This is a genomic window from Streptomyces sp. NPDC048257 (assembly GCF_043201855.1).
GTDB lineage: Bacteria > Actinomycetota > Actinomycetes > Streptomycetales > Streptomycetaceae > Streptomyces.
The window spans coordinates 174996-197544 of sequence record NZ_JBICZI010000001.1 but is presented as its reverse complement, the minus strand read 5'-3'; the positions used below and the strand labels follow the sequence as shown (position 1 = coordinate 197544).

The 22549-nt window shown below is 73.8% G+C and carries 19 protein-coding genes and 1 pseudogene; 11 read left to right on the top strand and 9 right to left on the bottom strand.

Annotated elements, in window-relative coordinates; translation table 11 throughout:
• Positions 1–81: 81 nt before the first annotated feature.
• Positions 82–2304 (bottom strand): MMPL family transporter, encoded by a 2223-nt coding sequence (locus tag ACGFZK_RS00905; protein ID WP_393846680.1) that lies wholly within the window; start codon positions 2302–2304, stop codon positions 82–84.
• A gap of 254 nt (positions 2305–2558) precedes the next feature.
• On the opposite strand from ACGFZK_RS00905, the gene ACGFZK_RS00900 reads away from it, so the two are divergent.
• The 3 genes from ACGFZK_RS00900 to ACGFZK_RS00890 all read left to right on the top strand — a co-directional run bounded on the left by ACGFZK_RS00900 (position 2559) and on the right by ACGFZK_RS00890 (position 4810).
• Entirely contained in the window at positions 2559–3761 is a 1203-nt protein-coding gene (locus ACGFZK_RS00900) for a sensor histidine kinase (RefSeq protein WP_393846679.1), read from the top strand.
• A 15-nt stretch (positions 3762–3776) separates the two neighbouring features.
• Positions 3777–4445, top strand: a complete 669-nt coding sequence (locus ACGFZK_RS00895; RefSeq protein WP_393846678.1) for a response regulator — start codon at positions 3777–3779, stop codon at positions 4443–4445.
• 143 nt (positions 4446–4588) lie between these two features.
• Positions 4589–4810, top strand: coding sequence for a hypothetical protein (locus tag ACGFZK_RS00890; RefSeq protein ID WP_393846677.1), 222 nt, complete (start codon positions 4589–4591; stop codon positions 4808–4810).
• Positions 4811–5035: 225 nt separating this feature from the next.
• On the opposite strand, the gene ACGFZK_RS00885 is transcribed toward ACGFZK_RS00890, so the two are convergent.
• On the bottom strand, positions 5036–5305 hold the full coding sequence (locus ACGFZK_RS00885; protein ID WP_393846676.1) for an FAD-dependent oxidoreductase: 270 nt from the start codon (positions 5303–5305) through the stop codon (positions 5036–5038).
• Between the two features lie 167 nt (positions 5306–5472).
• Here ACGFZK_RS00885 and ACGFZK_RS00880 point away from each other — a divergent pair, with 167 nt between their 5' ends.
• Positions 5473–8352, top strand: a complete 2880-nt coding sequence (locus ACGFZK_RS00880; protein WP_393846675.1) for a TIM-barrel domain-containing protein — start codon at positions 5473–5475, stop codon at positions 8350–8352.
• A gap of 1 nt (position 8353) precedes the next feature.
• Here ACGFZK_RS00880 and ACGFZK_RS00875 read toward each other — a convergent pair whose 3' ends face one another.
• A complete protein-coding gene (locus ACGFZK_RS00875; protein ID WP_393846674.1) occupies positions 8354–8884 on the bottom strand; it encodes a DUF6817 domain-containing protein in 531 nt (176 codons plus the stop codon).
• A gap of 237 nt (positions 8885–9121) precedes the next feature.
• On the opposite strand from ACGFZK_RS00875, the gene ACGFZK_RS00870 reads away from it, so the two are divergent.
• Complete coding sequence (locus tag ACGFZK_RS00870) at positions 9122–10030, top strand: LysR family transcriptional regulator (RefSeq protein ID WP_393846673.1); 909 nt, start codon at positions 9122–9124, stop codon at positions 10028–10030.
• On the opposite strand, the pseudogene ACGFZK_RS00865 reads toward ACGFZK_RS00870, so the two are convergent.
• Positions 10007–11296: pseudogene (locus tag ACGFZK_RS00865) on the bottom strand (MFS transporter); the annotation flags it as partial. The gene ACGFZK_RS00870 and the pseudogene ACGFZK_RS00865 sit on opposite strands and share 24 nt — an antisense overlap.
• Positions 11293–11895, bottom strand: coding sequence for a TetR/AcrR family transcriptional regulator (locus ACGFZK_RS00860; protein ID WP_393846672.1), 603 nt, complete (start codon positions 11893–11895; stop codon positions 11293–11295). The pseudogene ACGFZK_RS00865 and the gene ACGFZK_RS00860, both read right to left, overlap by 4 nt.
• 126 nt (positions 11896–12021) lie before the next feature.
• On the opposite strand from ACGFZK_RS00860, the gene ACGFZK_RS00855 reads away from it, so the two are divergent.
• The 3 genes from ACGFZK_RS00855 to ACGFZK_RS00845 all read left to right on the top strand — a co-directional run bounded on the left by ACGFZK_RS00855 (position 12022) and on the right by ACGFZK_RS00845 (position 14554).
• Complete coding sequence (locus ACGFZK_RS00855; RefSeq protein ID WP_393846671.1) at positions 12022–12264, top strand: DUF6158 family protein; 243 nt, start codon at positions 12022–12024, stop codon at positions 12262–12264.
• Between the two features lie 138 nt (positions 12265–12402).
• Positions 12403–12984: a TetR/AcrR family transcriptional regulator gene (locus ACGFZK_RS00850; RefSeq protein ID WP_393846670.1), complete on the top strand. Its 582-nt coding sequence runs from the start codon at positions 12403–12405 to the stop codon at positions 12982–12984.
• Positions 12985–13030: 46 nt separating this feature from the next.
• A complete protein-coding gene (locus ACGFZK_RS00845; protein ID WP_393846669.1) occupies positions 13031–14554 on the top strand; it encodes an MFS transporter in 1524 nt (507 codons plus the stop codon).
• Here the strand turns inward: ACGFZK_RS00845 and ACGFZK_RS00840 are convergent.
• On the bottom strand, positions 14517–15896 hold the full coding sequence (locus tag ACGFZK_RS00840) for a tetratricopeptide repeat protein (protein WP_393846668.1): 1380 nt from the start codon (positions 15894–15896) through the stop codon (positions 14517–14519). The genes ACGFZK_RS00845 and ACGFZK_RS00840 overlap by 38 nt on opposite strands.
• Positions 15897–16046: 150 nt before the next feature.
• On the opposite strand from ACGFZK_RS00840, the gene ACGFZK_RS00835 reads away from it, so the two are divergent.
• Complete coding sequence (locus tag ACGFZK_RS00835) at positions 16047–17426, top strand: M64 family metallopeptidase (RefSeq protein WP_393846667.1); 1380 nt, start codon at positions 16047–16049, stop codon at positions 17424–17426.
• Positions 17427–17523: 97 nt separating this feature from the next.
• Here the strand turns inward: ACGFZK_RS00835 and ACGFZK_RS00830 are convergent, their stop codons facing one another.
• Both ACGFZK_RS00830 and ACGFZK_RS00825 read right to left on the bottom strand, forming a co-directional pair.
• Positions 17524–17712, bottom strand: coding sequence for a DUF6381 family protein (locus ACGFZK_RS00830; RefSeq protein WP_030384902.1), 189 nt, complete (start codon positions 17710–17712; stop codon positions 17524–17526).
• A 136-nt stretch (positions 17713–17848) separates the two neighbouring features.
• Positions 17849–18595: a VOC family protein gene (locus ACGFZK_RS00825; protein ID WP_393846666.1), complete on the bottom strand. Its 747-nt coding sequence runs from the start codon at positions 18593–18595 to the stop codon at positions 17849–17851.
• Positions 18596–18837: 242 nt separating this feature from the next.
• On the opposite strand from ACGFZK_RS00825, the gene ACGFZK_RS00820 reads away from it, so the two are divergent.
• The gene (locus ACGFZK_RS00820) at positions 18838–19815 is read left to right on the top strand and encodes an isopenicillin N synthase family dioxygenase (RefSeq protein ID WP_393846665.1); all 978 of its coding nucleotides are present in this window, start codon (positions 18838–18840) and stop codon (positions 19813–19815) included.
• A gap of 91 nt (positions 19816–19906) precedes the next feature.
• Positions 19907–21097: an alpha/beta hydrolase family protein gene (locus ACGFZK_RS00815; protein ID WP_393846664.1), complete on the top strand. Its 1191-nt coding sequence runs from the start codon at positions 19907–19909 to the stop codon at positions 21095–21097.
• A 19-nt stretch (positions 21098–21116) separates the two neighbouring features.
• Here ACGFZK_RS00815 and ACGFZK_RS00810 read toward each other — a convergent pair whose 3' ends face one another.
• Positions 21117–22403, bottom strand: a complete 1287-nt coding sequence (locus ACGFZK_RS00810) for a sulfite oxidase (protein WP_393846663.1) — start codon at positions 22401–22403, stop codon at positions 21117–21119.
• Positions 22404–22549: the final 146 nt, after the last annotated feature.

Below are 22549 nucleotides of genomic sequence, written 5' to 3'. Positions count from 1 at the left end.
AGCGAAGGCGCCGCCGCGCGCAGGACCGTACGACAGTACGGGGTCCTGCGCGCGTCGGCGCCTTTCGTGCGTCCGGGCGGCTCAGCCGACCGGCACCCGGTCCGGGGTCCGCCGGGCGTTGCCGTCGGCGCCGGCGCCGGCGCCGGCGCCGTGCGTGCGGTGGCGCGGGCGCACCGGCCACCATATGGACCGGCCCAGGAGCGTGGCCAGCGCGGGCACCAGCACGATCGACAGGACGAAGGCGGACAGCATGATCCCGAGGGCCGTCGCGAAGCCGATCTGCTGAGTGGACGGAGCGGGGGTGACGGCCAGGCTCCCGAAGGAGGCGGCCAGCACCAGACCCGCCGTGGCGATGGCCGGCGCCGTGTGCCGCACGGCGCGGCCCACCGCGGCGCGGGCCGGACCGGGTCGTTCCATCTCCTCCCGGATGCGGTCGCTCATCAGGATGTTGTAGTCGGTGCCCAGGGCCACCACGAACAGGAACAGCACGAGCGGCAGCGTGAAGTCCACCCCGGGCCGGTCCAGGGCGTGCTGGAACACCAGGGTCGAGGCGCCGAGGGTGGCGGCGAAGCCGAGCCCGACCGAGGCCAGCAGGATCACCGGCGCCAGCAGGCTGCGCAGCAGGGCGAGCAGGATCAGCCCGATGAGTGCGGCGGCCACCGGGAAGACCACCTCCAGGTCCTTGTCCACGGCGGTCGCGATATCGGCGAAGACCGCCGCCGTGCCGCCCACGTGCGCCTCCGTACCGGTGGGTGTGTGGGCTGCGACCGCGGCCCTGACCGGACCCGTCACCAGGTCGCGCGCCTCCTGGCGCTGCGGGTCGGCTGTCAGGAACAGGTCGATCCGTGCCGCCCGCCGGTCCTCCGTCAGCACGGTGTCCGCGACCTGGCCCACCCCGCCGACCGCGGCGAGCGCCTTCGACAGCCCGCCGAGGCCCTCGGTGGTCAGGGCGCCGCCGGTGGTGGCCGTGACGAACACGCTCGTCGGGTCCGACACCCCGGCCGGCAGGGCGCGCGATATCTCGGCCGCGGTGGCCACGGCGGCGGTGCGCTCCCCGCCCGCGCCGCCCTGCCCGTAGTCCATCCGCATCCCCACGACCCCGGCGGCCAGCGTGCCGAGCAGTGCCACCGAGGCCAGGACCAGCGTCAGCGGCCGACGGGCGACCCGGTCGCCCATCCGCGAGGCCGACCCCGCGCGGGGCTCGCGCTGCAGGCTCCGGGAGGGCCAGAACATCTTGCGGCCGGTGACCGCGAGCAGGGCCGGCATCAGGGTCAGGCTGCCCAGCAGCATCACGAGTACGGACAGGGCGATGGCCGGCCCGAGGACCCGGAACTGGCCGAAGGAGGCGAGACCGAGCGTGGCGAACGCGGCGACGATGGTCAGCGCCGCGGAGGTGATGGCCGTACCCACCCGCCCGGCGACGTGCGCGGCCGCTTCGCGCCCGGACTGCTCGGGGTGCCGGCGCAGTTGCTCCCGGAAGCGGAACAGGAGGAACAGGAAGTAGTCGATGCCGATGCCCATCAGCACCACACTGATCAGGCTCGGTGTGGATTCGGACAGCCCGATCCCGGTCAGCAGCGCGGCGCCGACCACCGCGCCCGCCGCGGCGCCTCCGATGACGGTGACGGCCAGCAGCGGCAGCAGGGCCGCCAGGACGCTGCGGAAGACGAGTACGTGCAACAGGACGATGACCGCGAGCATGATGATGCCGACGACCGTCGAGCGGGTCTTCTCCGCGTCCATCGTGTCGACACGGTCGGCGATCGGGCCGGTGAAGCCGGTGCGCAGGCCCTCCTCGGCCAGGGTGTCCCGGGCCGAGTCCCGGAAGGCCCGGTAGGTGCTCTGCACCCCGGGATCGGCCGGGTTCCCGGTCAGTTCGACGGACAGCAGCCGGAAAGAGCGGTCGGGCGCCGTCATGGCCGGGCTGACCCGGGGGATCTGCGAGTGGTCCTGTGCGAGCGGCATCGTCTCCTCGGTCCTGGGCATGGCGATGCGCTTCCGGGACAACTGCGCGGCCTGCGCGTCGATGCGCTGCTCGTCGGCGGCGGTGAGCGGAGCCCCGTCCGACCGGGCCACGAGCACGGTCAGGAGGTTGGCGTCCGGTTTCGCCCCGAACCGCTCCTCGGCGATCTTCAGAGCGGCCGCCGAGTCGTACTGCGCGGGCAGGAACCCGCCGTTCCCGGTCTGGACGGCGCGGAAGACGAACGCCTGGCCCAGGACGGCCGCTGCCATCCCGAGGACCACCCACAGGGCGATGACCTTCCACGGACTTCTCGTCGAGAATCCGGTCAGGGCGCGGATCACGTTTCCTCCGGTCTGTGTGGTGCGGGCCGGGGGTTCCCGGCCTGACTCCAGACCATCAGGGGCGAACGGGCGAAACGTCCGGTCGGGGGAGGATCCGTACCCCGGGACCAGGGTCCGGCCTGCCGCGCCGACCAGGACTCCGGTCCTGGTACGGGCCCCGACCGTGGTCGGGCGCCAGGGGCGGCGGCCGGTGCCAGAATGGATCACCGGGGGACCGGACGGGCGGCACGGGGGCGGGCATGGGGGCGATGGACATGGGTACGGACACGAGGGCGGGCACGGACACGGCGGCGGGTAAGGCCACAGGCGCGGACCGGGGTGGCGAGCGGGGGCCGTGGACGCGCAACGACGCGCTCGTGGCGATCGCGGCCGGCGCCACCGACCTCGTCGGCTTCTCCCTGGGAACCCTGACCGAGGGCGGGTCCCTCACCCTGACCGCAGCCGCCCTGCTGATCGTCTCGGCGATGACCCTGCTCGCCCGGCGCGTCCACCCGCTGCCGGTCCTCGCCGCCGTACTGGCCCTGGGCGCCCTGGTGAACGTGGCCGCCCCGCTGTCCCCGCACTTCACCCTCAGCCTCACCGTCGCCCTCTACTCGGTGGTCAGGGTCAGCCGCCCCGCCGTGGTCGCGGTGACGGTGCTCGCAGCGATACCGCTCGTCTCGGCGGGCCAGAGCGGCTGGCCGCTGCCCTACGGCTGGTGGGGGCTGGCCGGCAACGCGGTCGCCGCCCTCATCACCGTCACCGCGGCCGTGGTGGTCAACCACCGCCAACGGGAGGCCGAGGCCCAGCGGACGCGGCTCGCCGACCGGGCGGTGGCCGAGGAGCGCCGCCGGATCGCGCGCGAACTGCACGACATCGTCGCCCACCACATCACCACCATGCAGCTGATGGCCGGCGGGGCGCGGGCCAACCTGGCGCACGACCCCGAAGTGTCCCGGGAGGCCCTCGTCACCCTGGAGGACTCCGGGCGGATGGCCCTGCGCGAGATGCGCCAACTCCTCGACGTGCTACGGGCCGGGGAGGAGCCGGAACACACCCCGCCGGCGCCGCAGCCCGGGGCCGGCGACCTCGCCCGGATCATCACCGAGTCCCGGCTGGCCGGGACGGAGACCGAGTTCACCGTGGACGGCCCGGTCCGCCCGCTGCCGCCCACCGTGGGCCTCACCGTCTTCCGTATCGTCCAGGAGGCCCTGACCAACACCCGCAAGCACGCGGGCCGGGCGCGGGCCCACGTACGGCTCACCTACCACGGGGACGAGGTGGGCGTGGAGGTGCGCGACGACGGAGCGGGAGCGCAACCACCGCCCGCCCGCCCCGCGGCGCGCTCCGGGTACGGTCTGATCGGCATGCACGAGCGGGTCGCCCTGCAGGGCGGAACCCTGGAGGCAGCCGCCCTCGCGGGCGGCGGATTCCGGGTGGCGGCCCGGATCCCTCTCCCGGCCCAGGACACCTTCTAGAGAGAGGCGCCACGGATGATCCGTGTACTCATCGCCGACGACCAGCCGCTGGTACGGCGCGGCCTGGCCCTGATCCTGGGCCCCGACCCGGAGTTCGAGGTCGTGGGCGAGGCCGAGGACGGAGCCCGGGCCGTGGCCCTCGCCCGGCAGGTACGGCCCGACGTGGTCGTCATGGACATCCGCATGCCGGTCATGGACGGGGTCAAGGCCACCGAGGAACTCGCGCGCACCCTCCCCGGGACCCGGGTCCTTGCCCTCAGCACCTTCGACATGGACGAGTACGTGGTCGCGGCCCTGCGCGCGGGCGCGTACGGCTTCCTGCCCAAGGACATATCCCCGGAGGAGCTGATCGCCGCGGTCCGCATCGTCCACACCGGCGAGGCGGCGGTCGCGCCGCGACTGCTCAGCCGCCTCCTCTCCGCCTACGTGCGCACCCCCGCGCGGACGCGGTCGTGGGCGGCCGCGACGCCCGTCGAACTCACCCCGCGCGAGCTGGAGATCTGGCGGCTCATGGCCACCGGCCGGGGCAACGCCGAGATCGCCACGGAACTGGACATCAGTGTCTCCACGGTCAAGAACCACATCACCGGCATCTTCGGCAAGCTGGGCGTCCGCGACCGCGCGCAGGCGGTGATCGCGGCGTACGAATCGGGCCTGGTGGAGGCGGGCAGCGCGAGCGGTTGATCACCAAGTGCCCGTAAGAGGACCGGATTCCGCCTGCAGACCACACCTCTGACCAGCCAAAACACTGGACGATTCGCCCGTGCGCACCAGGGCCCGTCCATGGCACAGTGCGATCAGCCCAACCGCACGACCAGGGAGCCTCCATGCGCGATCCGCACGCCACGCCGCTCACGGCCGCCCCCGAGTGCCTGCCGGAACCGAGGCCGCTGCCCTGCTGTCCGGTGTGCGAGGGCGCGCCGGAGCGCATCTCCTGGCGCCAGCGCCCGGGGCGGCCGGTGGTCCTGGTCTTCGACCCCTGCGGCCACCGCTGGTCCACCCCGGCCCCGCCGGTTCTGGCGGTCGTCCGGCCCTTCCCGACGGGCTGACCCAAGAGACGCGGGTGTCCTGCCGATCAGACCGGGCGGGGCCCGGCGACCGCCTCGGCGAGCAGGTGGCGGCCGGCCGACGCGGTGAGCGCGGCGCGCACCGCCGTGTCCCGGACGGGGCGGGCGGGCGCCGGGCGCAGGGTCCAGGCGCGGGTGGCGAGGTCGGTGCGGGCGAGGACGCCCAGCGCGTCGGCGCGGCGGGCGCGGCGCCGGGCCGCGAGCCCCTCATACGCCGGGCCGGCGCGGGCGGCGGTCGCACGGGGCAGCGCCGCCGCGAGGGAGACGGCGTCCCGCAGGCCGAGGTGATTCGGCCAGTCCGCTCGGGGTCAGGGCCTCCAGGGTCCGTGCGTGCACGTCGGTCGCGCGGGATTCGGTGACCGGTCCGGGACGGCGTTCCAGCACCACCACACGGAGCCCGGCCCGGGCGAGCAGCAGGGCGGCGCTCAGCCCGGCCGGTCCGGCCCCCACCACCGCCACGTCGGCGTCCACCACCATGACCGGCACTCCAGCCCGGCCGGCACAGGCAGCTGCTGGATGCTCAAATATGCGTGATTGCAGCCGATTTCGAGCATCATCTTTCACTGGGGCCGTCCGGGCGCTATCTTGCCGGGTGCATGCCAAAGAGCTGTGTCCGTGTCCCGGACCGCACGAGGAGCTGCCCCATGAGACTGCCAAGCATCCGCCGGAGCCAGGGTCGGCAAGGCCCGTTGGGCAGCCGAGTCCACGCGGCGCGGCGGCGCCGACGGCGCACCCCGGCCGCCGCCGCTCTGCTCGCCGCCGCCCTCACCGTCTCGGGTCTGGCCGCCGCCGGACCGCTTGCCGCACCCGCCTCCGCCGCCCCTGCCGAGGCCGCCGGGGCCACGGCCACCGCGGGCGATGTCACCGGCTTCAGCCGGTCCGGGAACACCTTCACCGTTACGGCGTCCGGCGGGGCCAAGGCCCGCGTGGTCGTCGCCCGCGCCGACATCTTCCGCCTCTGGCTCTCGCCCGACGGGTCCTTCACCGATGACCCGGCCGGCTCCGACCTCGCCCCGACCACCGACTTCGGTTCCGTGGCCACGAGCTACTCGGACGCCGGCGCGTACTACCGGATCACCACCGGATCCCTCTCCATCCGGGTCAACAAGAAGCCCCTGCGCTTCTCCGTCTACCGCGCCGACGACACCACCCCCGTCTGGCAGGAGACCCAGCCCACCAGCTGGACCGGCACCCGGACCACCCAGTACCTGGCCCGGGGCGCGGACGAGCAGTTCTACGGCACCGGCCTGCGGCTCGGCGAATGGGCGCTGCGCGGCAAGACCGTCCCCATCGCCGTCGACAACAAGTGGCGCGAGAACGACAACGCCAGCCCCGCGCCCTTCTACATGTCCACCAACGGCTACGGCGTCATGCGCAACACGTGGGCTCCCGGCTCCTACGGCTTCAACGCGCCCACCACCCTCACCCACGACGAGAAGCGCTTCGACGCCTGGTACTTCACCGGCGACTCCCTCAAGTCCGTGCTCGACGCCTACACCGACGTCAGCGGCAAGCCCTTCATGGCCCCGATGTGGGGCTTCGAGCTCGGCAACGCCGACTGCTTCAACGCCTCCAACCCGGACTACCAGGGCGATCACGACCGGCTGCGCCACCAAACCACCCCCGACGTCGTCGGCTACGCGGCCGACGCCCGCGCCGCCGACATGCCCTCGGGCTGGTTCCTGCCCAACGACGGCTACGGCTGCGGCTACACCGCGCCCCTCAAGTCGACCGTGGACGCCCTGAAGGCCAAGGGCTTCCAGACGGGCCTGTGGACCTCCACCGGCCTCGGCTCCATCGCCGACGAGGTGGGCACGGCCGGCAGCCGGGGCGTGAAGACGGATGTGGCGTGGATCGGCAGCGGCTACAAGTACGCCTTCAACGGCGTGCAGCAGGCCGTGGACGGGATCGAGAAGAACTCCGACGCCCGCCGCTACGTCTGGACCGTCGACGGCTGGGCGGGCACCCAGCGCAACGCCGTCGTCTGGACCGGCGACACCCACGGCACCTGGGACGACATGCGCTGGCACGTCCCCGCCATCACCGGAGCGGGCCTCTCCGGCCTCAACTACGCGGCCGGCGACATCGACGGCATCTTCGGCGGCAGCCCGAAGACGTACACCCGGGACCTCCAGTGGAAGGCCTTCACCCCGGCCTTCATGACCATGTCCGGGTGGGGCGCGACCAATCCGGCCGCCGGCTACCAGGACAAGCAGCCCTGGCGCTTCGCCGAGCCGTACCTCTCCATCAACCGCAAGTACCTCCAGCTCAAGATGCGGTTGATGCCCTACCTGTACACGATGAGCCGCGTCGCCCACGAGAGCGGCGTACCGAGCACCCGCGCCATGGTCCTGGAGTACCCCGACGACCCCGTGGCCCGCGGCAACGCCACCAGCGGCCAGTTCATGGCCGGTGACTCCCTCCTCGTCGCGCCCGTCGTCTCCGACACCTCCGTCCGCGACGGCATCTACCTCCCCGCCGGGACCTGGACCGACTACTGGACGGGCCGTACGTACGCGGGCCCGGGCTGGCTGAACGGCTACCGGGCGCCGCTCGACACCCTGCCGCTCTTCGTCAAGGGCGGCGCCATCGTGCCGATGTGGCCGCAGATGAACTACTCCGGCGAGAAGCCCGTCTCCACCCTCACCTACGACATCCACCCGCGCGGCACCTCCTCCTTCAGCCTCTACGAGGACGACGGCCGCACCCGCGCCCACCAGTCGGGTGCCTACGCCCGCCAGCAGGTCGACGTCACCGCCCCGAGCACCGGACCCGGCACGGTCACCGTGTCCGTGGGCGCCCCCACCGGCAGTTACACCGGCAAACCGGCCTCCCGCGGCTACGAGTTCACCCTGCACGTGGCCACCGCGCCCACCACCGTCACGGTGGGCGGAGCGCCCCTCGCGGGTCTGGCCTCCAAGGCCGCCTACGACTCCGCCGCCTCCGGCTGGTACTTCGACCCGGCCGACCGCTCCGGAGTGCTCTGGATCAAGACCGCCGCGCAGGCGGGCGCCTTCCGCGTCTCGGCGACCGGCACCAGCGTCCCCGCGACCGCACCCCTGCCCTCTCCCGGCCCGATCGACCGCTCGGCCTGGTCGCTGCTCCACGCCGACAGCCAGGAGACCGCCGCCGAGAACGGCGCCGCCGCAAACGCCATCGACGGGAACCCGGCCACCCTGTGGCACACCGCCTGGTCCTCCGGCACGCCCGCCCCGCTCCCGCACGAGATCCGGATCGACCTGGGCGCCCGGTACGCGGTGGACGGCCTCGGCTACCTGCCCCGCCAGGACGGCGGCGTCAACGGCCGGATCGGCGGCTACGAGGTCTACGTCTCCGACAGCACCACCGACTGGGGCCCACCGGTGGCGACCGGTACCTTCGCCGACACCGCGGCCGCCAAGACCGCCGCCCTCTCCCCGAAGAGCGGCCGCTACCTCCGCCTGAGGGCGCTGAGCGAAGCGGGCGGCCGCGGCCCCTGGACCAGCGCCGCCGAGATCACCCTGACCGGCCGACCCGCCCCCTGACTCAGCCGCCGAGCACGGCCCGGCACTCCCGCCGGGCCGGCTCGCTCAGCAGGGCGCGCCACCGCGTGAACAGGGCGAGGAGTTCGGCTCCGCGGGCGACCCGGAAGGCGGGATCGATCCGCGCGAGGTCGAGCTCGTTGGCCGCCGACAGCTCGGCGAGGTCCCGCCGCAGCTCCAGGGCGGGGGAGTGGACGCGGCCGGTGAACCGGTCCCGGAACGCCGCCTCTTCGCGGGCGAGCGCCGGATGCGAAGCCGCCCGGTCGCAGGCGGCGTACAGGTACACGATCTCCTCGGCCTCGTCGCCGATCAGCGAGGCCAGTTCGGCCCGCCGGGCGAGCGGCAGCAGGGCGGTGGGGAACCCGTCCGTACCGTAGAACGCGTGGCACAGGCCCGCCCCTTGGAGCGCGGGCCGCGCACCCCACGACGCGAGGAGCTCCCGTACGCGCTCGACATGGGCGAGGAGGGTACCGCCCGGGTGGGCGATCTCCCGCGCACCGAGTTCCCGCAACCATGCGACGGCGTGTTCCGACACCGGTGAGTCCCTCCGATCGGTGATGGCGGGCCGGCCGGATCAGCCGGGTGGGGCGGGCCGGGTGGGGCGGGTCGGCGGGGTGGGTCGGCACCCGTGCCCGCCCGTACCCGGGTTCCGGACCCCGTGGCGAAGGCAGGGACGGGTTGCCGCCCGGGCCCTGCACCGATCCTGGCCCCCTCGGAAACCCAAGTCAATCCTCCGGTTTACTCCTCACATCCAAGCGATACCTTGGGTCTCATGACCCTCGACGATCTTCGTGTGTTCGTGGCGGTCTGCCGCGCCGGCAGCCTCAGCGCCGTGGCCCGCGACCTCGGCTGCACCCAGTCGGCCGTCAGCCAGCACGTCCGCCGCCTGGAGAGGCAGACCGGCACGAGCCTGCTGGAGCGCCACGCCCGCGGCGTCGTACCCACCGAGGCCGGCCGCATCCTCCGGGCGGCCGCCGCCGACGGCATCGCCGGACTCGACGGCGCCCTGCGCCGCGTCGACGACCTCGTCCGGGGCGGCGGCGGCACGGTCCGTGTCACCACGGGTGCGACGACGGTGCGGCACTTCATGTCCGAAGCCGTCGTCACCTTCCGCCGCAGCCACCCCGGGGTGAGCCTTGAGTTCCAGACCGAGAACTCCAGCCGCAGCTGCTTCGACGCCCTCGCCGCCGACGACCTCGACCTCGCCTGGATCACCATCGGCGGCCCGGTCCGCGGCATCGAGCAGCGCCCCGTCATGGAACTGCCCTGGGTGCTCGCCGTCGGCACCGACGACCCCCTCGCCGCCCGCGAGCACATCGCCCCCGCCGACCTCGCCGGCATCCGCCACATCCGGCTGCCCGAGAACTCCGCCTCCCGCGCCCACCTCGATGCCGCGCTGGCCGAATCCGGCATCCGGGTGGACTCCGACACCAGCGTGGCCGACTGGGACACCGCCCTGCTGCTCGCCGAACTAGGCCTCGGACACGCCGTCGTGCCCGCGCTGCCCGGCTGGCAGGTCCCCGGCTCCGACGGCCCGCTGCGCCTCGTGCCGATCCCCGCGCTGCCGCCGCTCGCGGTCGGCTGGGCCGTCCGCCGCTGGGCCGCCCTCACTGCGCCCGCCCTCGTCTTCGCCGACGAGGTCGCCCGCAGTTGCCGGGCGCGCGCCGCCGGGCAGCAGTGACGCCGCCGCCAGCCCTACGGCGGCCAGCGCGGCCAGGACCACCAGCGACGAGCCGTGCAGCCGGGCGCCGGCGGCGACCGCGATCCCGAGCGCCGGGCCGACGTTCATGGCCGTCTGCTTGAGCCCCCCGACCACCCCGGCGTAACCGGCCGGTGCCTCGCCGACCACGGCCCCGGTGGCGGTGACCATGACGGTGGTGAACCCGGCGCCGAGCACCCCGAAGGCCACCGCGGACGCGGAGCCCAGCCCGGCGATCCCGGCGACGACCAGCGCCGTACCGGCCAGCGCGGTCCGGCGCGGCCCGAACCGGCGCAGCGCCAGGCCCGCCACCGGCGCCCCCGCCACCATCAGCGCGGTCAGCGGCAGCACCCGCACCCCGGTGGCGAGCGGGTCCAGCCCCTGGACGTCCTGGAGCTGGAACGTGGCCGTGAAGAGCGCCCCGAACATGCCCGCCGAGACCACCAGCAGCAGCGCCATCGAGGCCGTCACCGCCGTGGACCGGGCCACGGCGTGCGGGACGAACGGCTGCGCGGTCCGCCGCTCACGGCGTACGAACAGGGCCGCGAGCCCGGCGGCGGCCCCGAACCCGATGAGCGTGGGCGCGGCGGTCCACCCGTACTCGGGCACGCCGACCAGCGCGTGCACGAACACCGCGAGGGCCGTCGCGAGCAGGGCGGCGCCGGTGAGCTCCAGCCGCCCGCGCTGCGCACGCGGCGGCGCGGGGGCCCGTACGGCCAGCGTCAGCGCGGCGATCACCAGGGCCACCGGCACGTTGATCACGAACACGGCCCGCCAGTCCCACTGGGCGACCAGCACGCCGCCGAGCAGGGGACCGGCCGCCGCGGCCACCCCGATCGAGCTGGTCCGCACGGCGACCGGGGTGGAGAGCCGGTCGGGCGGGTACGCGAGCCGCAGCAACGCCAGCGTCGCGGGCTGCAGCAGCGCGCCGAACACGCCCTGCGCGGCGCGCAGGGCGATCACCCAGCCCACGCCGGGCGCGCACACGATGCCGGCCGAGGCCGCGGCGAAGCCGAGCACGCCGACGAAGAGCAGCCGGGGGTGCCCGTACCGGTCCCCGAGCCGCCCCGCGACGACCAGGAAGGCGGCCACGGCGAGCAGGTAGGCGGTGCTGGTCCACTGGACCTGCGCCACGCTCGCTCCCAGATCACGCCGGAGGCTCGGCTGCGCCACGGTCAGCACGGTGCCGTCCAGCGCGACGAGCATGGCTCCCGCGACGCTGACCAGGAGGGAGATCCGCTGCCTCATACCGGCTCCGGACCGAGGTGCGCGTCGACGGCCGCGCCGACGAGCCGTTCGACGCCGTCGGCCGGGGCGCCGCCGAGGACCAGCGGCAGGCTGCCCCAGCGCCACAACTGCGCCACGCCGTGCAGGTTGGCCCACAACGCGGCGGCGGTGACGGACGGTTCGGGCGCCCCGCAGCGGCAGACGAGCGCGACGAGTTGGTCGAACATCGAGAGCGTCGACTCCCGCAGCCGCGGCCCCTGGGAGGGTCCCTGGCCGGTGCTGTCCAGCAGGTCGTGCCGGAACATCAGCTCGAACATCCCCGGGTGCTGCAGCGCGTAGCCGACGTAGGCGCACCCGATCGAACGCACCCGCTCCCGCGGGGGCATCTCCCGCGCGGGAGCCGCGGCGCTCGCGAAGCGCACGCCGAGATCCTCGAACCCGCGCCGGGCGATCGCCGACAGCAGGGACTGGTGGGTGGGGAAGTACCGGCGCGGCGCCCCGTGTGAGACACCCGCCCGGCGGGCGATCTCCCGGAGCCCCAGCGCGCCGGTGCCCTCGCTCATGACGAGTTCCACCCCTGCGTCGATCAGCCGCTCCCGGAGCGGTCCCCCCTGGTCCATGGACACTGTCTACCAGGAGGAGTAGACAGTGTCTACTCGCCCGGCGCTGCGCCCGGAGGCCCTGTCCCGCGGTGCGGGGGATGATGGACTGTGGCCCCACGGCCCGGTGGAGGAGGTGCACGTGCCATGACGGAACACGACGGCGGTCCGGCGGCGCGGAAGCTGGAGGAGGGCCGACTGCTCAAGGAGCTGGAGGCCATTCACCGCACGCGCCACGAGACCCTGTTGCACGGGTCCGACGACGCCCTGGTCACCCACACGAAGCGGATGAACGAGCTGGAGCACGAGTACGTCCGCCGCCACCCGCAGCGGGCCCAGACCGCGAGCCGTACCCGCACAGGCGCCCGCGCCCGCACCAGCGACGAATAGCCCTCGCGAGCGGCCGGCGCACGGGGGCCGGAGGGCGCCGCCCGGCGCCGCCCGCGCAGTCAATGACGCAGGTGTGATGGGTCATCTTTGCCTCGATTGAGACAATCTTGTATCGTTCGAGGCGAAGGAGGCTCATTCATGGTGCAGGAAGAAGAACTGCTGGACGGCGCGGCCCGCGTTCTGGCCGGTGATCACAGCGCCTCGATGGTGCAGATCGCCGCCGGTATCGGTACCAGCCGCGCCACGCTGAGCCGCCGCTACGCGACCCGTGAGGCCCTGCTCAAGGCCGTCGCCGTCCGGGCGATCGAGGTGGTCGACGGGTGCCTGGCCCCGCTCGACCTCGCGCAGAGCGCCGACGCGGCCGCATTCGACGCGGCCCTCGAGGAACTGGTCATCGCCCTCATGCCCGCCGCGCACCTCTACGGCTTCACCTCACGCGACGCCACCGTCCTCGCGGACCCCGAGTTCCGGGCCGGCGTCGACCGGCAGGACCGCCGGGCCCTGGCCTTCCTCGCCCTCGGCCAGCGGCTGGGGCGGCTGCGCGCGGACCTGCCGCCGTACTGGATCTGGTACTCGCTCTGGGGTCTGCTCGACGCGGCCGCCGAGGGCGTGCGCGACGGGCACCTCGCCCCGCGCCAGATCGGCCACCTGGTCCTGACCTCCTTCCTCAGCGGGACGCGGCCGGTCACGCGGCCCCCCGCCGGCGCACCCGCGCCCTGAAACTCCTCTCCACCCCGTGCGCACCCGCACCTCTGAACGGAACCTCATGCACACCCCCGCGCTGGACCCCCGCAGGTGGATCGTCCTGGCGATCCTCTCCGGCAGCCTCCTGCTCATCTCCATGGACACCACGATCCTCAACGTGGCCTTCCCCTCCCTCGTCGGCGACCTCCAGCCGGGCGCCGTACAGCAGCTGTGGATCATCGACGTCTATGCGCTCGCCCTGTCGGGCCTGCTGGTCACCGCCGGTGCGCTCGGTGACCGCTGGGGGCGCAAGCGGCTGCTCATGGCGGGCTTCGGCATCTTCTCGCTCGCCTCGCTCATCGCCGTCTTCTCCACCGAGGCCTGGCACGTGATCGCGGCCCGCGCCCTGCTCGGCATCGGCGGCGCGGCCATCATGCCGTCCACCGTGTCGATCCTGCGGACCGTGTTCACCGACGCCAAGGAGCGCGCCTTCGCGCTCGCCGTCTGGGCGGCCGTCTTCGGGGGCGGCATGGCCTTCGGGCCCGTCGTCGGCGGACTCCTGGTGCAGGACTACGGCTGGCACTCCGCCTTCCTCCTCAACCTCCCCGTCGCCGCCGTCATCGTCGCGGCCGGCCTGCGCTACCTGCCCGAATCGCGCTCCCCGCGCAGCACCGGCCGGTGGGACTGGTGGGGCGTCGGCCAGTCCGTCGTCGGCATGCTCGCCCTCGCGGGCGGTATCAAGCAGCTCGGCAAGAGCGGAATGGGCGACCCGCTGCCCTGGGCGCTGCTCCTGCTCGCCGCCGTCGCGCTGACCGTCTTCGTGCGCCGCCAGCTGAGCCTGGACCACCCGCTGCTGCAGGTACGGCTGTTCGCCAAGCCGGCGTTCAGCGTCGCGGCCACCGCGATCTTCCTGCCCATGGTGGGCATGGGCGCGATCCTGTTCCTGGTCACCCAGTGGTTCCAGTACGGCGAGGGCTACACCCCGCTGGAGGCCGGACTGCGCCTGCTGCCGGCCCCGCTCGCACTGATCGCCGCCTCGATGGTGGCCCCGCCGCTGATGCACCGCTTCGCGATCCGCCACGTACTCGGCGCCGGCCTCCTCGTCCTGGCCGTCGGCATGGCCCTGCCCTGGACCCTCCAGCAGTTCACCGATCTCGGCTACCCGGCCTTCGCGGCCGCCCTCACCGTGATGGGCCTGGGCGCCGGACTCGCCACCACCGTGGCTTCCGTGACCCTGGTCTCCGCGGCGCCCGCGGCCGAGGTCTCCAGCGCCGCCGCCATCGAGGAGACCTGCTACGAGCTCGGCTCGGCCATGGGCGTTGCCATCCTCGGCTCCACCGCGGCCGCGCTCTACCGGGGCAACCTGCCCGCCCTGGACCTGGACGGTCCGAGCGCCGCCGCCGCACGGGACTCCGTCGGCGAGGCCGCGCACACCGCCGAACGGCTCGGCGGCGCCGTCGGTCAGGCCCTGCTCGACACCGCCTCGCACGCCTACACCCTGGCGATCACCCCGGCGTTCCTGCTGGCCGCGGGCCTCGTGGTCGCCGCGGCGACCACGACCTGGACGCTCATTCCCCGGGACCTCCAGCCCACCGAGAACCACTGACCCGGGCGGGCCGCACGGCGGGCGCGGCGGGCGCCGGGCCCAGGGTCGTGGTGCCGGGCGCCGCCCGGTGGCCCAGTCCCGTGCGGTACGCGTCCATGGCCGCCTCGACCCGGCCCGTACGACGCAGCAGATCGCCCAGCAGCCGGCACAGGTCGGCGAGATCGCCGCTCGCCCCGCTGCGCTCCAGCAGCGCCAGCGCCTGTACGTAGTGCTCCTCGGCGGACTCCGGCTCGCCGCGCTCCTCGGCCATCAGGCCGAGGAGCCGGTGCGCGCCGCCCGCGTGCACGGCGCCGTGACTGTCCCCCAGCTCCAGCAGAGCCGAGAGCAGGCCGGCGGCCTCCTCGTACCGGCCGAGCTGGCGCAGTACGTCGGCCAGCTCGACCTCCACCTGCGCCGTGTAGAGCCCGGCCCGGCGAGCCGACAGCATGTCCCGGGCTATCCGCAACTCCCGCTCGGCCGAGTCGAGTTCCCCGTTCTGGGCCTGTACGTAGCCGCGCATCCAGTGGCAGTGCGCCAGATCCGTCCGCAGCCGCAACTGCCCGTATATCTCCTGCGCCTTGGCCAGTGAGGCGTCGGCGTCGGCCACCCGGCCCCCGGCCAGGAAGGTCCGGGCCACCTGCCGGTGCATGCCCGCCACCAGCGCCGGGTCGCTGACCTGCGGAGCCAGTGCGAGCGCCAGCTCGGCGGCGCGTGCGGCGCGGGCATGCGCGCCCATGTCGAGGTACGGCCCGATGATCGCGGCGTTGAGCAGCACCAGGGCCTCGGGATCGGCCAGGCCGCTCGCGCCCAGCTCGTCGATGGTGGATTCGAGCAGGTAGCAGGCGTAGCGCAGCTCGCCGCCGAGCAGGTGCGCGACGGCCCGGCCGCGGATCGGCCGGGCCCGGCGGGGGAGCGGCTCGTCCGCCAGCAGGCGCTCCGCCGCCTCGAAGTGGGCGATCGCGTCCGGTAGTTCGCCGGACTCCAGCGCGCATTCACCGAGCCCCAGCCGCGCCTCGGCCTGCTCGGGGACCAGCCCGAGCTCCTGCGCCTCGCAGAGCAGTCGCCGGTAGCGCACGGCGGCCTCGTCGGCCGCACCCGTGGCGAGCGTCTGCTGGGCGTCGGTGAGGGCGAGCCGCAGCTCGGTGGCCAGATGGGCGGAGCGGCCGGTGGCCAGCTCCTCGTACGAGGTGCCCAGGCGGGCGGCGAGGAAGCGCAGCGCGGTCTCCGAGGGGCGCACCTTGCCCGACTCCAGCGTGGAGATGTAGGCGGAGGTGTAGGAGGGCTCCGCCAGCTGCCGTTGGGTCAGACCGAGTTCACCGCGCATGCGCTGCACCCTGCGGCCGATCCGGGCCGGTTCGTCCATGAAATCCCCCTGGTTGCTCGAACTCCCCAGTATTCCGGGGGAGCAGGCATTGCGCACCACTCGCGCGCCACCTAGTTTAAGCAACCGATTCAGTGCACTTAACGCACCGTTTAACAAGCCGCACAACTTCCGTTCCTGGGGGAGGACTTCATGAATCCAGTCAGACGTCCGGTCGGGCGTCCCGCCCTGCGCCCGGCCACGCGCTCGGCGCTGCGCGGAGCCGTCGCGGCCATCTGTGCGACCGCCGCGCTGGTGGCCGCCGGACCCGCGGACGCGGCCGACGCTCCGGCGAAGTCCCGGGTGGAGGTCGAGATCCCGGGGCCGGAGCACGGCGGTGACGCCGGATCCGGCCATGCCCGGGTACCGGCCGCCGGCGGCCCCGCGAAGGCCTCGGGCCGCCTCTCCGCGGCCGAGCGGGCGGCCGACGGCGAGGTCACCAAGATGATCGACAACGGCTCCACCGCCGACCGCCTCGACGTCGTGGTCATCGGTGACGGATACACCGCCGCCGAACTGGCGAAGTTCCACACCGACGCCGAGCAGAAATGGGCCGAGGTGACCGCCGTCGAGCCCTACACCACGTACCGGAACCTCTTCAACGTCTGGACGGTCGACGCGGTCTCGCACGACTCCGGGGTTTCCGGCGACCCCGACCCGGCCGCCGTCCGGGACACCGCGCTCGGCTCGTACTTCTGGTGCGACGGCATCGAACGGCTGCTCTGCATCGACCAGCCCAAGGTCGACGCGTACGTGGCGAAGGCACCCGCAGCCGACCTCGTCATCGTCCTGGCCAACAGCGCCAAGTACGGCGGCGCCGGCTACAACGAGCCCAGCGCCACCCTCGGCTACGAGGGGATATCGACGGCTTCCGCGGGCCACGCCAAGTCCGGCCAGGTCGCCATCCACGAGACCGGCCACTCCCTGGGCAAGCTCGCGGACGAGTACTTCTACCCGGGCGTCCCGGAGTACGAGAAGTACACCGGCCCCGAGCCCGCCGAATCCAACAGCTCGGCCCTGTCCGCCGCACGCATGGCCGCGCGGCGGACCAAGTGGTACCGCTGGCTCGGCGAGGAATCACCCGACGGCGGCACGGTCGGCGCGTACGAGGGCGGCAACTACTTCGTGACCGGCCTGTACCGGCCCACCGACAACTCGCTCATGCGGGTCCTCGGCAAGCCCTTCAACCTGCCCGGCGTCGAGTCGATGATCGCCGGGTTCTACCAGCACGCGCGGATCGCCAGCCCGATCACCCCGACCGACCGCACGCTGCGGCTGCGCCACACGGCGAAGGTGTCCGTACCGAAGCTGGCCGGCGCGGACGGCCGCCAACCCCTGGTCCGCTGGTACCTCGACGGCCGGGAACTGCGGCGCTTCGAGGGCCGCACCGAGGTGCGGGTGGCGGAGCTGTGGCTCTTCGACCTCCGCACGCACCGCCTGTCGGTCACGGCCGAGGACCGCACCCCGTCGGTGCGCGACCCGAAGGTCATCCGCACCCTGCGCTCCACGGTCGAGTGGAACGTCCGGCTCTAGTCTGGGCCCCGGCCCGGAACCCGTGACGGCCGGTGGCCGCGGCGACAGGGGTCGCGGCGGCCACCGGCCGGTGCCGGGCGAGGGGGCGGCGTACGGGCTACATGGGGTCCATGCCCCGGTCGTCCATGCGGCCCTCCTGCTCGCTCTGCTCCTGAAGGCGGCGGGCCTTCTCCTTCAGCCGGCGGCGCTCTTCCGGGTCGGTGGAACGCTCGGCCGCATCGTTCAGCTCCTGGGCCTTGGCGCGCATCTGCTGGGACCGGCCGCGGGACTCGCCTGAAACGCTCATGATCGCTCCTTGGATCTGTGGGAGAGCGGGCGGATTCAGCGAACCAGCACTGCCGTGCGCCCGCATCTCGAAGCGTCACCGAGTGTGAAGCGCACCGCCCCACCGGAGGCAGGCGGGCGGGCAGGCGGGCGGGCGGTCACGCCGTGTCCGTCCCCAGGGCGGTGGTGAGGGTGAACAGGGCGCCGTCCGGGTCGCGGAGCGTCACCCACCGCTCGACCGCGTTCGAGGTGATGTCCGAGACCTGCCGCCCGCCCAGCGAGACGGCGGCCTCCATCGCCGGCTCCAGCTTCGGCACGCGGAAGTGGACGTGCCAGCGGGGCCGGGTGTGCGGGGAGTACGAGGCCATCTCCACGGGGCCGCTGTTCAGGCGCGCGACGGGCTCGCCGTCCTGCCTCAGCACGACCTGGTCGTCCTCGTACGAGACCTCGCAGCAGCCGGCGCGGCCGGTCGCCCACTCCAGCACCGCGCCGTAGAAGATCGCCGCGTCGAGGGCGTTCCTGGTGCGCAGTTCCAGCCAGGCGGGTGAGGGGCCCCGGCCCACCCGCCAGTCCGCCTCCACATTGCCCTCCCAGATCCCGAAGACGGCGCCGTCGGGATCGGCCACGAGCGCGGCGCGGCCGCCGGACTCGAAGGAGACCGGACCGACCGCGATCGTTCCCGTCCGCTCCCGGATCCGGTCCACCGCCACATCGGCGTCGTCGACGGCGAAGTACGGGGTCCACGCCGCCGCGACTCCCAGGTCCGCGGCCAGCGCCCCGATGCCCGCCACCGGCACCCGGCCCTGGAACGCCACCGCGAACGCCTCGCCCAGGCGGGTCGGGCGGAACCGCCAGCCCACGACCGCACCGTAGAAACGCTGGGCCGTGCCGAGGTCACGCGTCATCAGGCTCACCCAGCACGGGGCCCCGAAGACCTGCCTCGTCGAAATCTCCACCATTCGCTCCGTCCCTGGTGAGCCGCTCGCCCTCCCCCTCATTCTGGTACGTGTCGTGACGATCTACGCGAACGACGGCAGCGAATGCACAGAAGGTGGCCGAGAATCACGCTCCGTGTCGATCCCGTCCCGTGGCGCGCGGCGATAGCTTCGGTCCCGGTCGCCCCACAGCCCCGGAAGGCAGGTCTCCCATGGCCGGATCCCAGATTCCCGTGATCGATCTCGGGCCGTGGCGGTCCGGCGGACCCGAAGCGCGCGCCCGTACGGCCGCCCGCGCCGACGAGGCCCTGCGCGCGGCCGGCTTCCTGCTGGTGACCGGGCACGGCGTGGACCCCGCGCTGCCCGCGCGGATCCGGGAGGCGGCGGGCGAGTTCTTCCGGCTGCCCGCGAGCGCGAAGGCGCCGTACGCCGTCACGGTCGGCGGCCGGGGCTGGCTCGGCCCCGGGGCGGAGGCCAACAGCTACGCCGAGGGGACGGCCTCGCCGCCCGACCTCAAGGAGTCCTGGTCCTTCGCGGCCGACGAGCCCACCGGCGTCCCCGCCGTGGACGACGCATGGTTCGCGCCCAACGCCTGGCCGGCCGAAGTGCCGCAGCTCCGGCCGCTGGTGACGGAGTACCTGCGCCTGATGCGGACCCTTTCCGACGAACTCCTGGAACTCCTGGCCGGCGCCCTCGGCCTTGCCGAGGACCACTTCACCCGCCACACCTCACACCCCACCTGGGGGTTCAACCTCAACTGGTACCCGGGCACCGAGGTCGTCGGCCCGCCGCTGCCCGGCCAGTTCCGCATCGGGGCCCACACGGACTTCGGGACGGTCACCGTCCTCGACCGGCAGCTCGGCGCGGGCGGGCTCCAGATCCACACCGATGCCGACGGCTGGCAGGACGCGCCGTACGACCCCGCGGCGCTCACCGTCAACATCGGTGATCTGATGGCCCGCTGGACGGGCGACCGCTGGCGCGCGGGCCGCCACCGCGTGCTGCCCCCGCCCGCCGACACCCCCACCGAGGAACTGATCTCCCTCGTCTACTTCTACGAGTGCGACCCGCACACCCGGGTGGAGTCCCTGCCCGCGCCGGTCGGGCGGGTGGTGCACGACCCCGTCGACTCCCACACGTACCTGCGGGGCAAACTCGACTCGATCAGCGTGGGTACGCCCCAGGAGTGACCCGGCGACCACCCCCTCCCCCCGGGGTCGGACGGCGGATCCCTCCCCGGAGCTGACGATCCGCCAGGACCGCCCGCCTAGCGTGAAGTTCATGAAGAACCGCAGAACAGCCACCGCTGCCTCCGTGACTCTCCTCGCCCTCCTCCTGCCGCTCCCGCTCGCCACCGCGGGTACCTCGTTCGCCGCGGGCACCTCCGCCACTGCCGGGCCCGCCACCGCCGGGACCGAGAGCCCGCGCACGACGGTGGAACTCCCGCGCCCCACCGGCCGTTTCGCGGTCGGCCGGGAGGATCTGCACCTGGTGGACCGCAGCCGCACCGACCCCTGGGCCGGCTCCGGGCCGCGCGAGCTGATGGTCACCCTGCGCTACCCGGCCCGGCACGACTCCGGCCGGACCGCGCGCTACCTCACCCCCGAGGAGGCCCGGCTGCTGCTGGTCGACCGCGGGCTGGACCAGGTGATCCCGGTCGAGGCCCTGACCGGGACCCGGACCCACGGCCGGACGGACGCCCGCCCCGTCGCCGGACGGTACCCACTGGTCGTCCTCTCGCCGGGCTTCACCGTTCACCGCGCCACCCTCACCGCGCTCGCCGAGGACCTGGCCTCCCGCGGTTACGTCGTCGCCGCCGTGGACCACGCGTACGAGAGCGTCGGGACCGCCTTCCCCGGCGGGCGCGTGCTGCAGTGCCTGGCCTGCGAGAAGGTCCAGGACGAGGCGGGCTACCGGACCGTCGGCGACACCCGGGCCCGAGACGTCTCCTTCCTCCTGGACCGCCTCACCGGCCGCAGCCCCGCCTGGCGCCACGCCGGACTCATCGACAAGAACCGCATCGCGATGGCCGGCCACTCCATCGGCGGCGCCTCGACCGCCGCCGCGATGGCAGCCGACCGGCGGATCCGCGCCGGAGTCAACATGGACGGCGGATTCTCCACACCGGTCCCCGCGGCCGGGCTCGGCGGACGCCCCTTCATGCTGCTCGGCGCGCAGCAGCGCGGCCCCGGCGGCAACGCGAGCTGGGACCGCGACTGGCCGCTGCTCGACGGCTGGAAGCGCTGGATCACCTTCGCCGACTCCGCCCACTTCACCTTCACCGACTTCCCGGCGATCGCCGAGCAGCTGGGCCTGCCCGACGCCGAGGCCCCGCTGCCCGGCGCCCGCTCCGTGGAGCTGACCCGGCGCTACGTCGGCGCCTTCTTCGACCGGCACCTGGGCGGCCGCCCGCAGCCCGTGCTGGACGGCCCGTCCCCCGACGCGCCCGAGGTCCGCTTCCACACCCCTTGAGCGGCGGTCCGCCGCCCGGTCAGACGACCGTCACCGGGTGGCGGACCACGGCGTCGAAGAGATAGCCCTGCGTGTTGTGGACCGACCGGTCGGGCTGCGTCCGTCCGGTCGCGTCGGTCGCCCGCGCCAGCAGCGAGGTGGCACCCGTGGCCCGCGGGGTCCACGGCACCGACCAGCGCACCCAGCCGCCCCGGCGCGGCGTGTCGTGCAGCCGGGCCCGCCGCCAGTGGGCGCCGCCGTCCGTGCTGACGTCGATCCGGGTGACCGGGGCCGCGGCCGACCAGGAACGGCCGGTCAGCAGCCGGTTCCGGTGCACGGGAACGGTCGCCCCCAGCTCCAGCTCGAAGGCGCTCTTGATGGTCTGCCGGGTCAGCGGGTCGCTGCCCTGCGCCGGGTGCTCGGGCCCGAACAGCCGGTACAGGTCGGTGTTCCACGGCGAGTACAGCGGCTCGTCGCTCACCTCGATGTCCCCGACCCACTTGATCGACGAGATCCCGACCCAGTCCGGCACCACGAGGCGGACCGGCCCGCCGTGGTCGGGAGGCAGGGGCTGCCCGTTCATCTCGTAGGCCAGCAGTACGTCGTCCAGCGCCTTCGAGACCGGCAGCGGGCGCCGCACCCGCCCCAGGTTCACCCCGTCCGCGACCACCTCGTCGTCCAGCCCGCGCGGCAGGACGTCCACGGCGCCGCGCGTCACGCCCGCCAGGCGCAGGACGTCCGACAGCCGCGCGCCGCGCCAGCGCGCGACGCCGATCGCGCCCAGGGTCCAGGCGGTGCCGGTCACCGGCTGGCCCTGCTGGGTGGTGTAGAAACTCCGGCCGTTGCCCGCGCATTCGATGAACAGCGTCCGCTCCACCGGCCGCAGCGCGCGCAGCCGCTCGTACGACAGCTCCAGCGGGTCGCCCGCGAGCCCGTCGCCCCACACCTTCAGCCGCCACCCGCCGGCGTCGATGCGTGGGGTGGAGGTGTGGTTGCGGACGAAGAACCGGTCGATCGGGGTCAGCGGGCCCGTGCCGCGCAGCGCCGCGAAGTTCGTCTCCGCGTTCGTGCCGCGGAGGGTGAACAGTTCGGGCGGCAGCGGCTTGACGGTACGGGGCACCGGGTCGGCGACGGGTACGGCCGTCGCGGCCGAGGCCGCGCCGCCGCCCGCGGCCACGCCCAGCGATCCGGCGGCGGCTCCCACCGCGAACAGCTTCAGCAGATCACGGCGGTCCACTCCGGCGGAGCGGGCGCGGCCGCGCGCCCACTGCCGCAGGCGCGTGCGGTCGTACCGGCTCTCGTCCGAGTCCGACAGATCGAGGGGCATGGCAGCAGCACTCCTTGGTCGCGGTTCCCACGGACCGTAGGGGTCCGGGGCGAGCCGCGGAAACCTCCCCACCGTGATGGCCACGAACCCGCAACACTGCCGCAACGGCCGATTACCGCTGGTCGGCGGATTTTCGGCAGGATGTG

Bases quoted from the DNA above. Each gene is read 5' to 3' on its own strand.
- ACGFZK_RS00900 (WP_393846679.1), top strand. From the start codon at position 2,559: ATGGGTACGGACACGAGGGCGGGCACGGACACGGCGGCGGGTAAGGCC.
- ACGFZK_RS00895 (WP_393846678.1), top strand. From the start codon at position 3,777: ATGATCCGTGTACTCATCGCCGACGACCAGCCGCTGGTACGGCGCGGC.
- ACGFZK_RS00890 (WP_393846677.1), top strand. From the start codon at position 4,589: ATGCGCGATCCGCACGCCACGCCGCTCACGGCCGCCCCCGAGTGCCTG.
- ACGFZK_RS00885 (WP_393846676.1), bottom strand. From the start codon at position 5,305: ATGGTGGTGGACGCCGACGTGGCGGTGGTGGGGGCCGGACCGGCCGGG.
- ACGFZK_RS00880 (WP_393846675.1), top strand. From the start codon at position 5,473: ATGAGACTGCCAAGCATCCGCCGGAGCCAGGGTCGGCAAGGCCCGTTG.
- ACGFZK_RS00870 (WP_393846673.1), top strand. From the start codon at position 9,122: ATGACCCTCGACGATCTTCGTGTGTTCGTGGCGGTCTGCCGCGCCGGC.
- ACGFZK_RS00860 (WP_393846672.1), bottom strand. From the start codon at position 11,895: ATGGACCAGGGGGGACCGCTCCGGGAGCGGCTGATCGACGCAGGGGTG.
- ACGFZK_RS00855 (WP_393846671.1), top strand. From the start codon at position 12,022: ATGACGGAACACGACGGCGGTCCGGCGGCGCGGAAGCTGGAGGAGGGC.
- ACGFZK_RS00850 (WP_393846670.1), top strand. From the start codon at position 12,403: ATGGTGCAGGAAGAAGAACTGCTGGACGGCGCGGCCCGCGTTCTGGCC.
- ACGFZK_RS00845 (WP_393846669.1), top strand. From the start codon at position 13,031: ATGCACACCCCCGCGCTGGACCCCCGCAGGTGGATCGTCCTGGCGATC.
- ACGFZK_RS00840 (WP_393846668.1), bottom strand. From the start codon at position 15,896: ATGGACGAACCGGCCCGGATCGGCCGCAGGGTGCAGCGCATGCGCGGT.
- ACGFZK_RS00835 (WP_393846667.1), top strand. From the start codon at position 16,047: ATGAATCCAGTCAGACGTCCGGTCGGGCGTCCCGCCCTGCGCCCGGCC.
- ACGFZK_RS00830 (WP_030384902.1), bottom strand. From the start codon at position 17,712: ATGAGCGTTTCAGGCGAGTCCCGCGGCCGGTCCCAGCAGATGCGCGCC.
- ACGFZK_RS00825 (WP_393846666.1), bottom strand. From the start codon at position 18,595: ATGACGCGTGACCTCGGCACGGCCCAGCGTTTCTACGGTGCGGTCGTG.
- ACGFZK_RS00820 (WP_393846665.1), top strand. From the start codon at position 18,838: ATGGCCGGATCCCAGATTCCCGTGATCGATCTCGGGCCGTGGCGGTCC.
- ACGFZK_RS00815 (WP_393846664.1), top strand. From the start codon at position 19,907: ATGAAGAACCGCAGAACAGCCACCGCTGCCTCCGTGACTCTCCTCGCC.
- ACGFZK_RS00810 (WP_393846663.1), bottom strand. From the start codon at position 22,403: ATGCCCCTCGATCTGTCGGACTCGGACGAGAGCCGGTACGACCGCACG.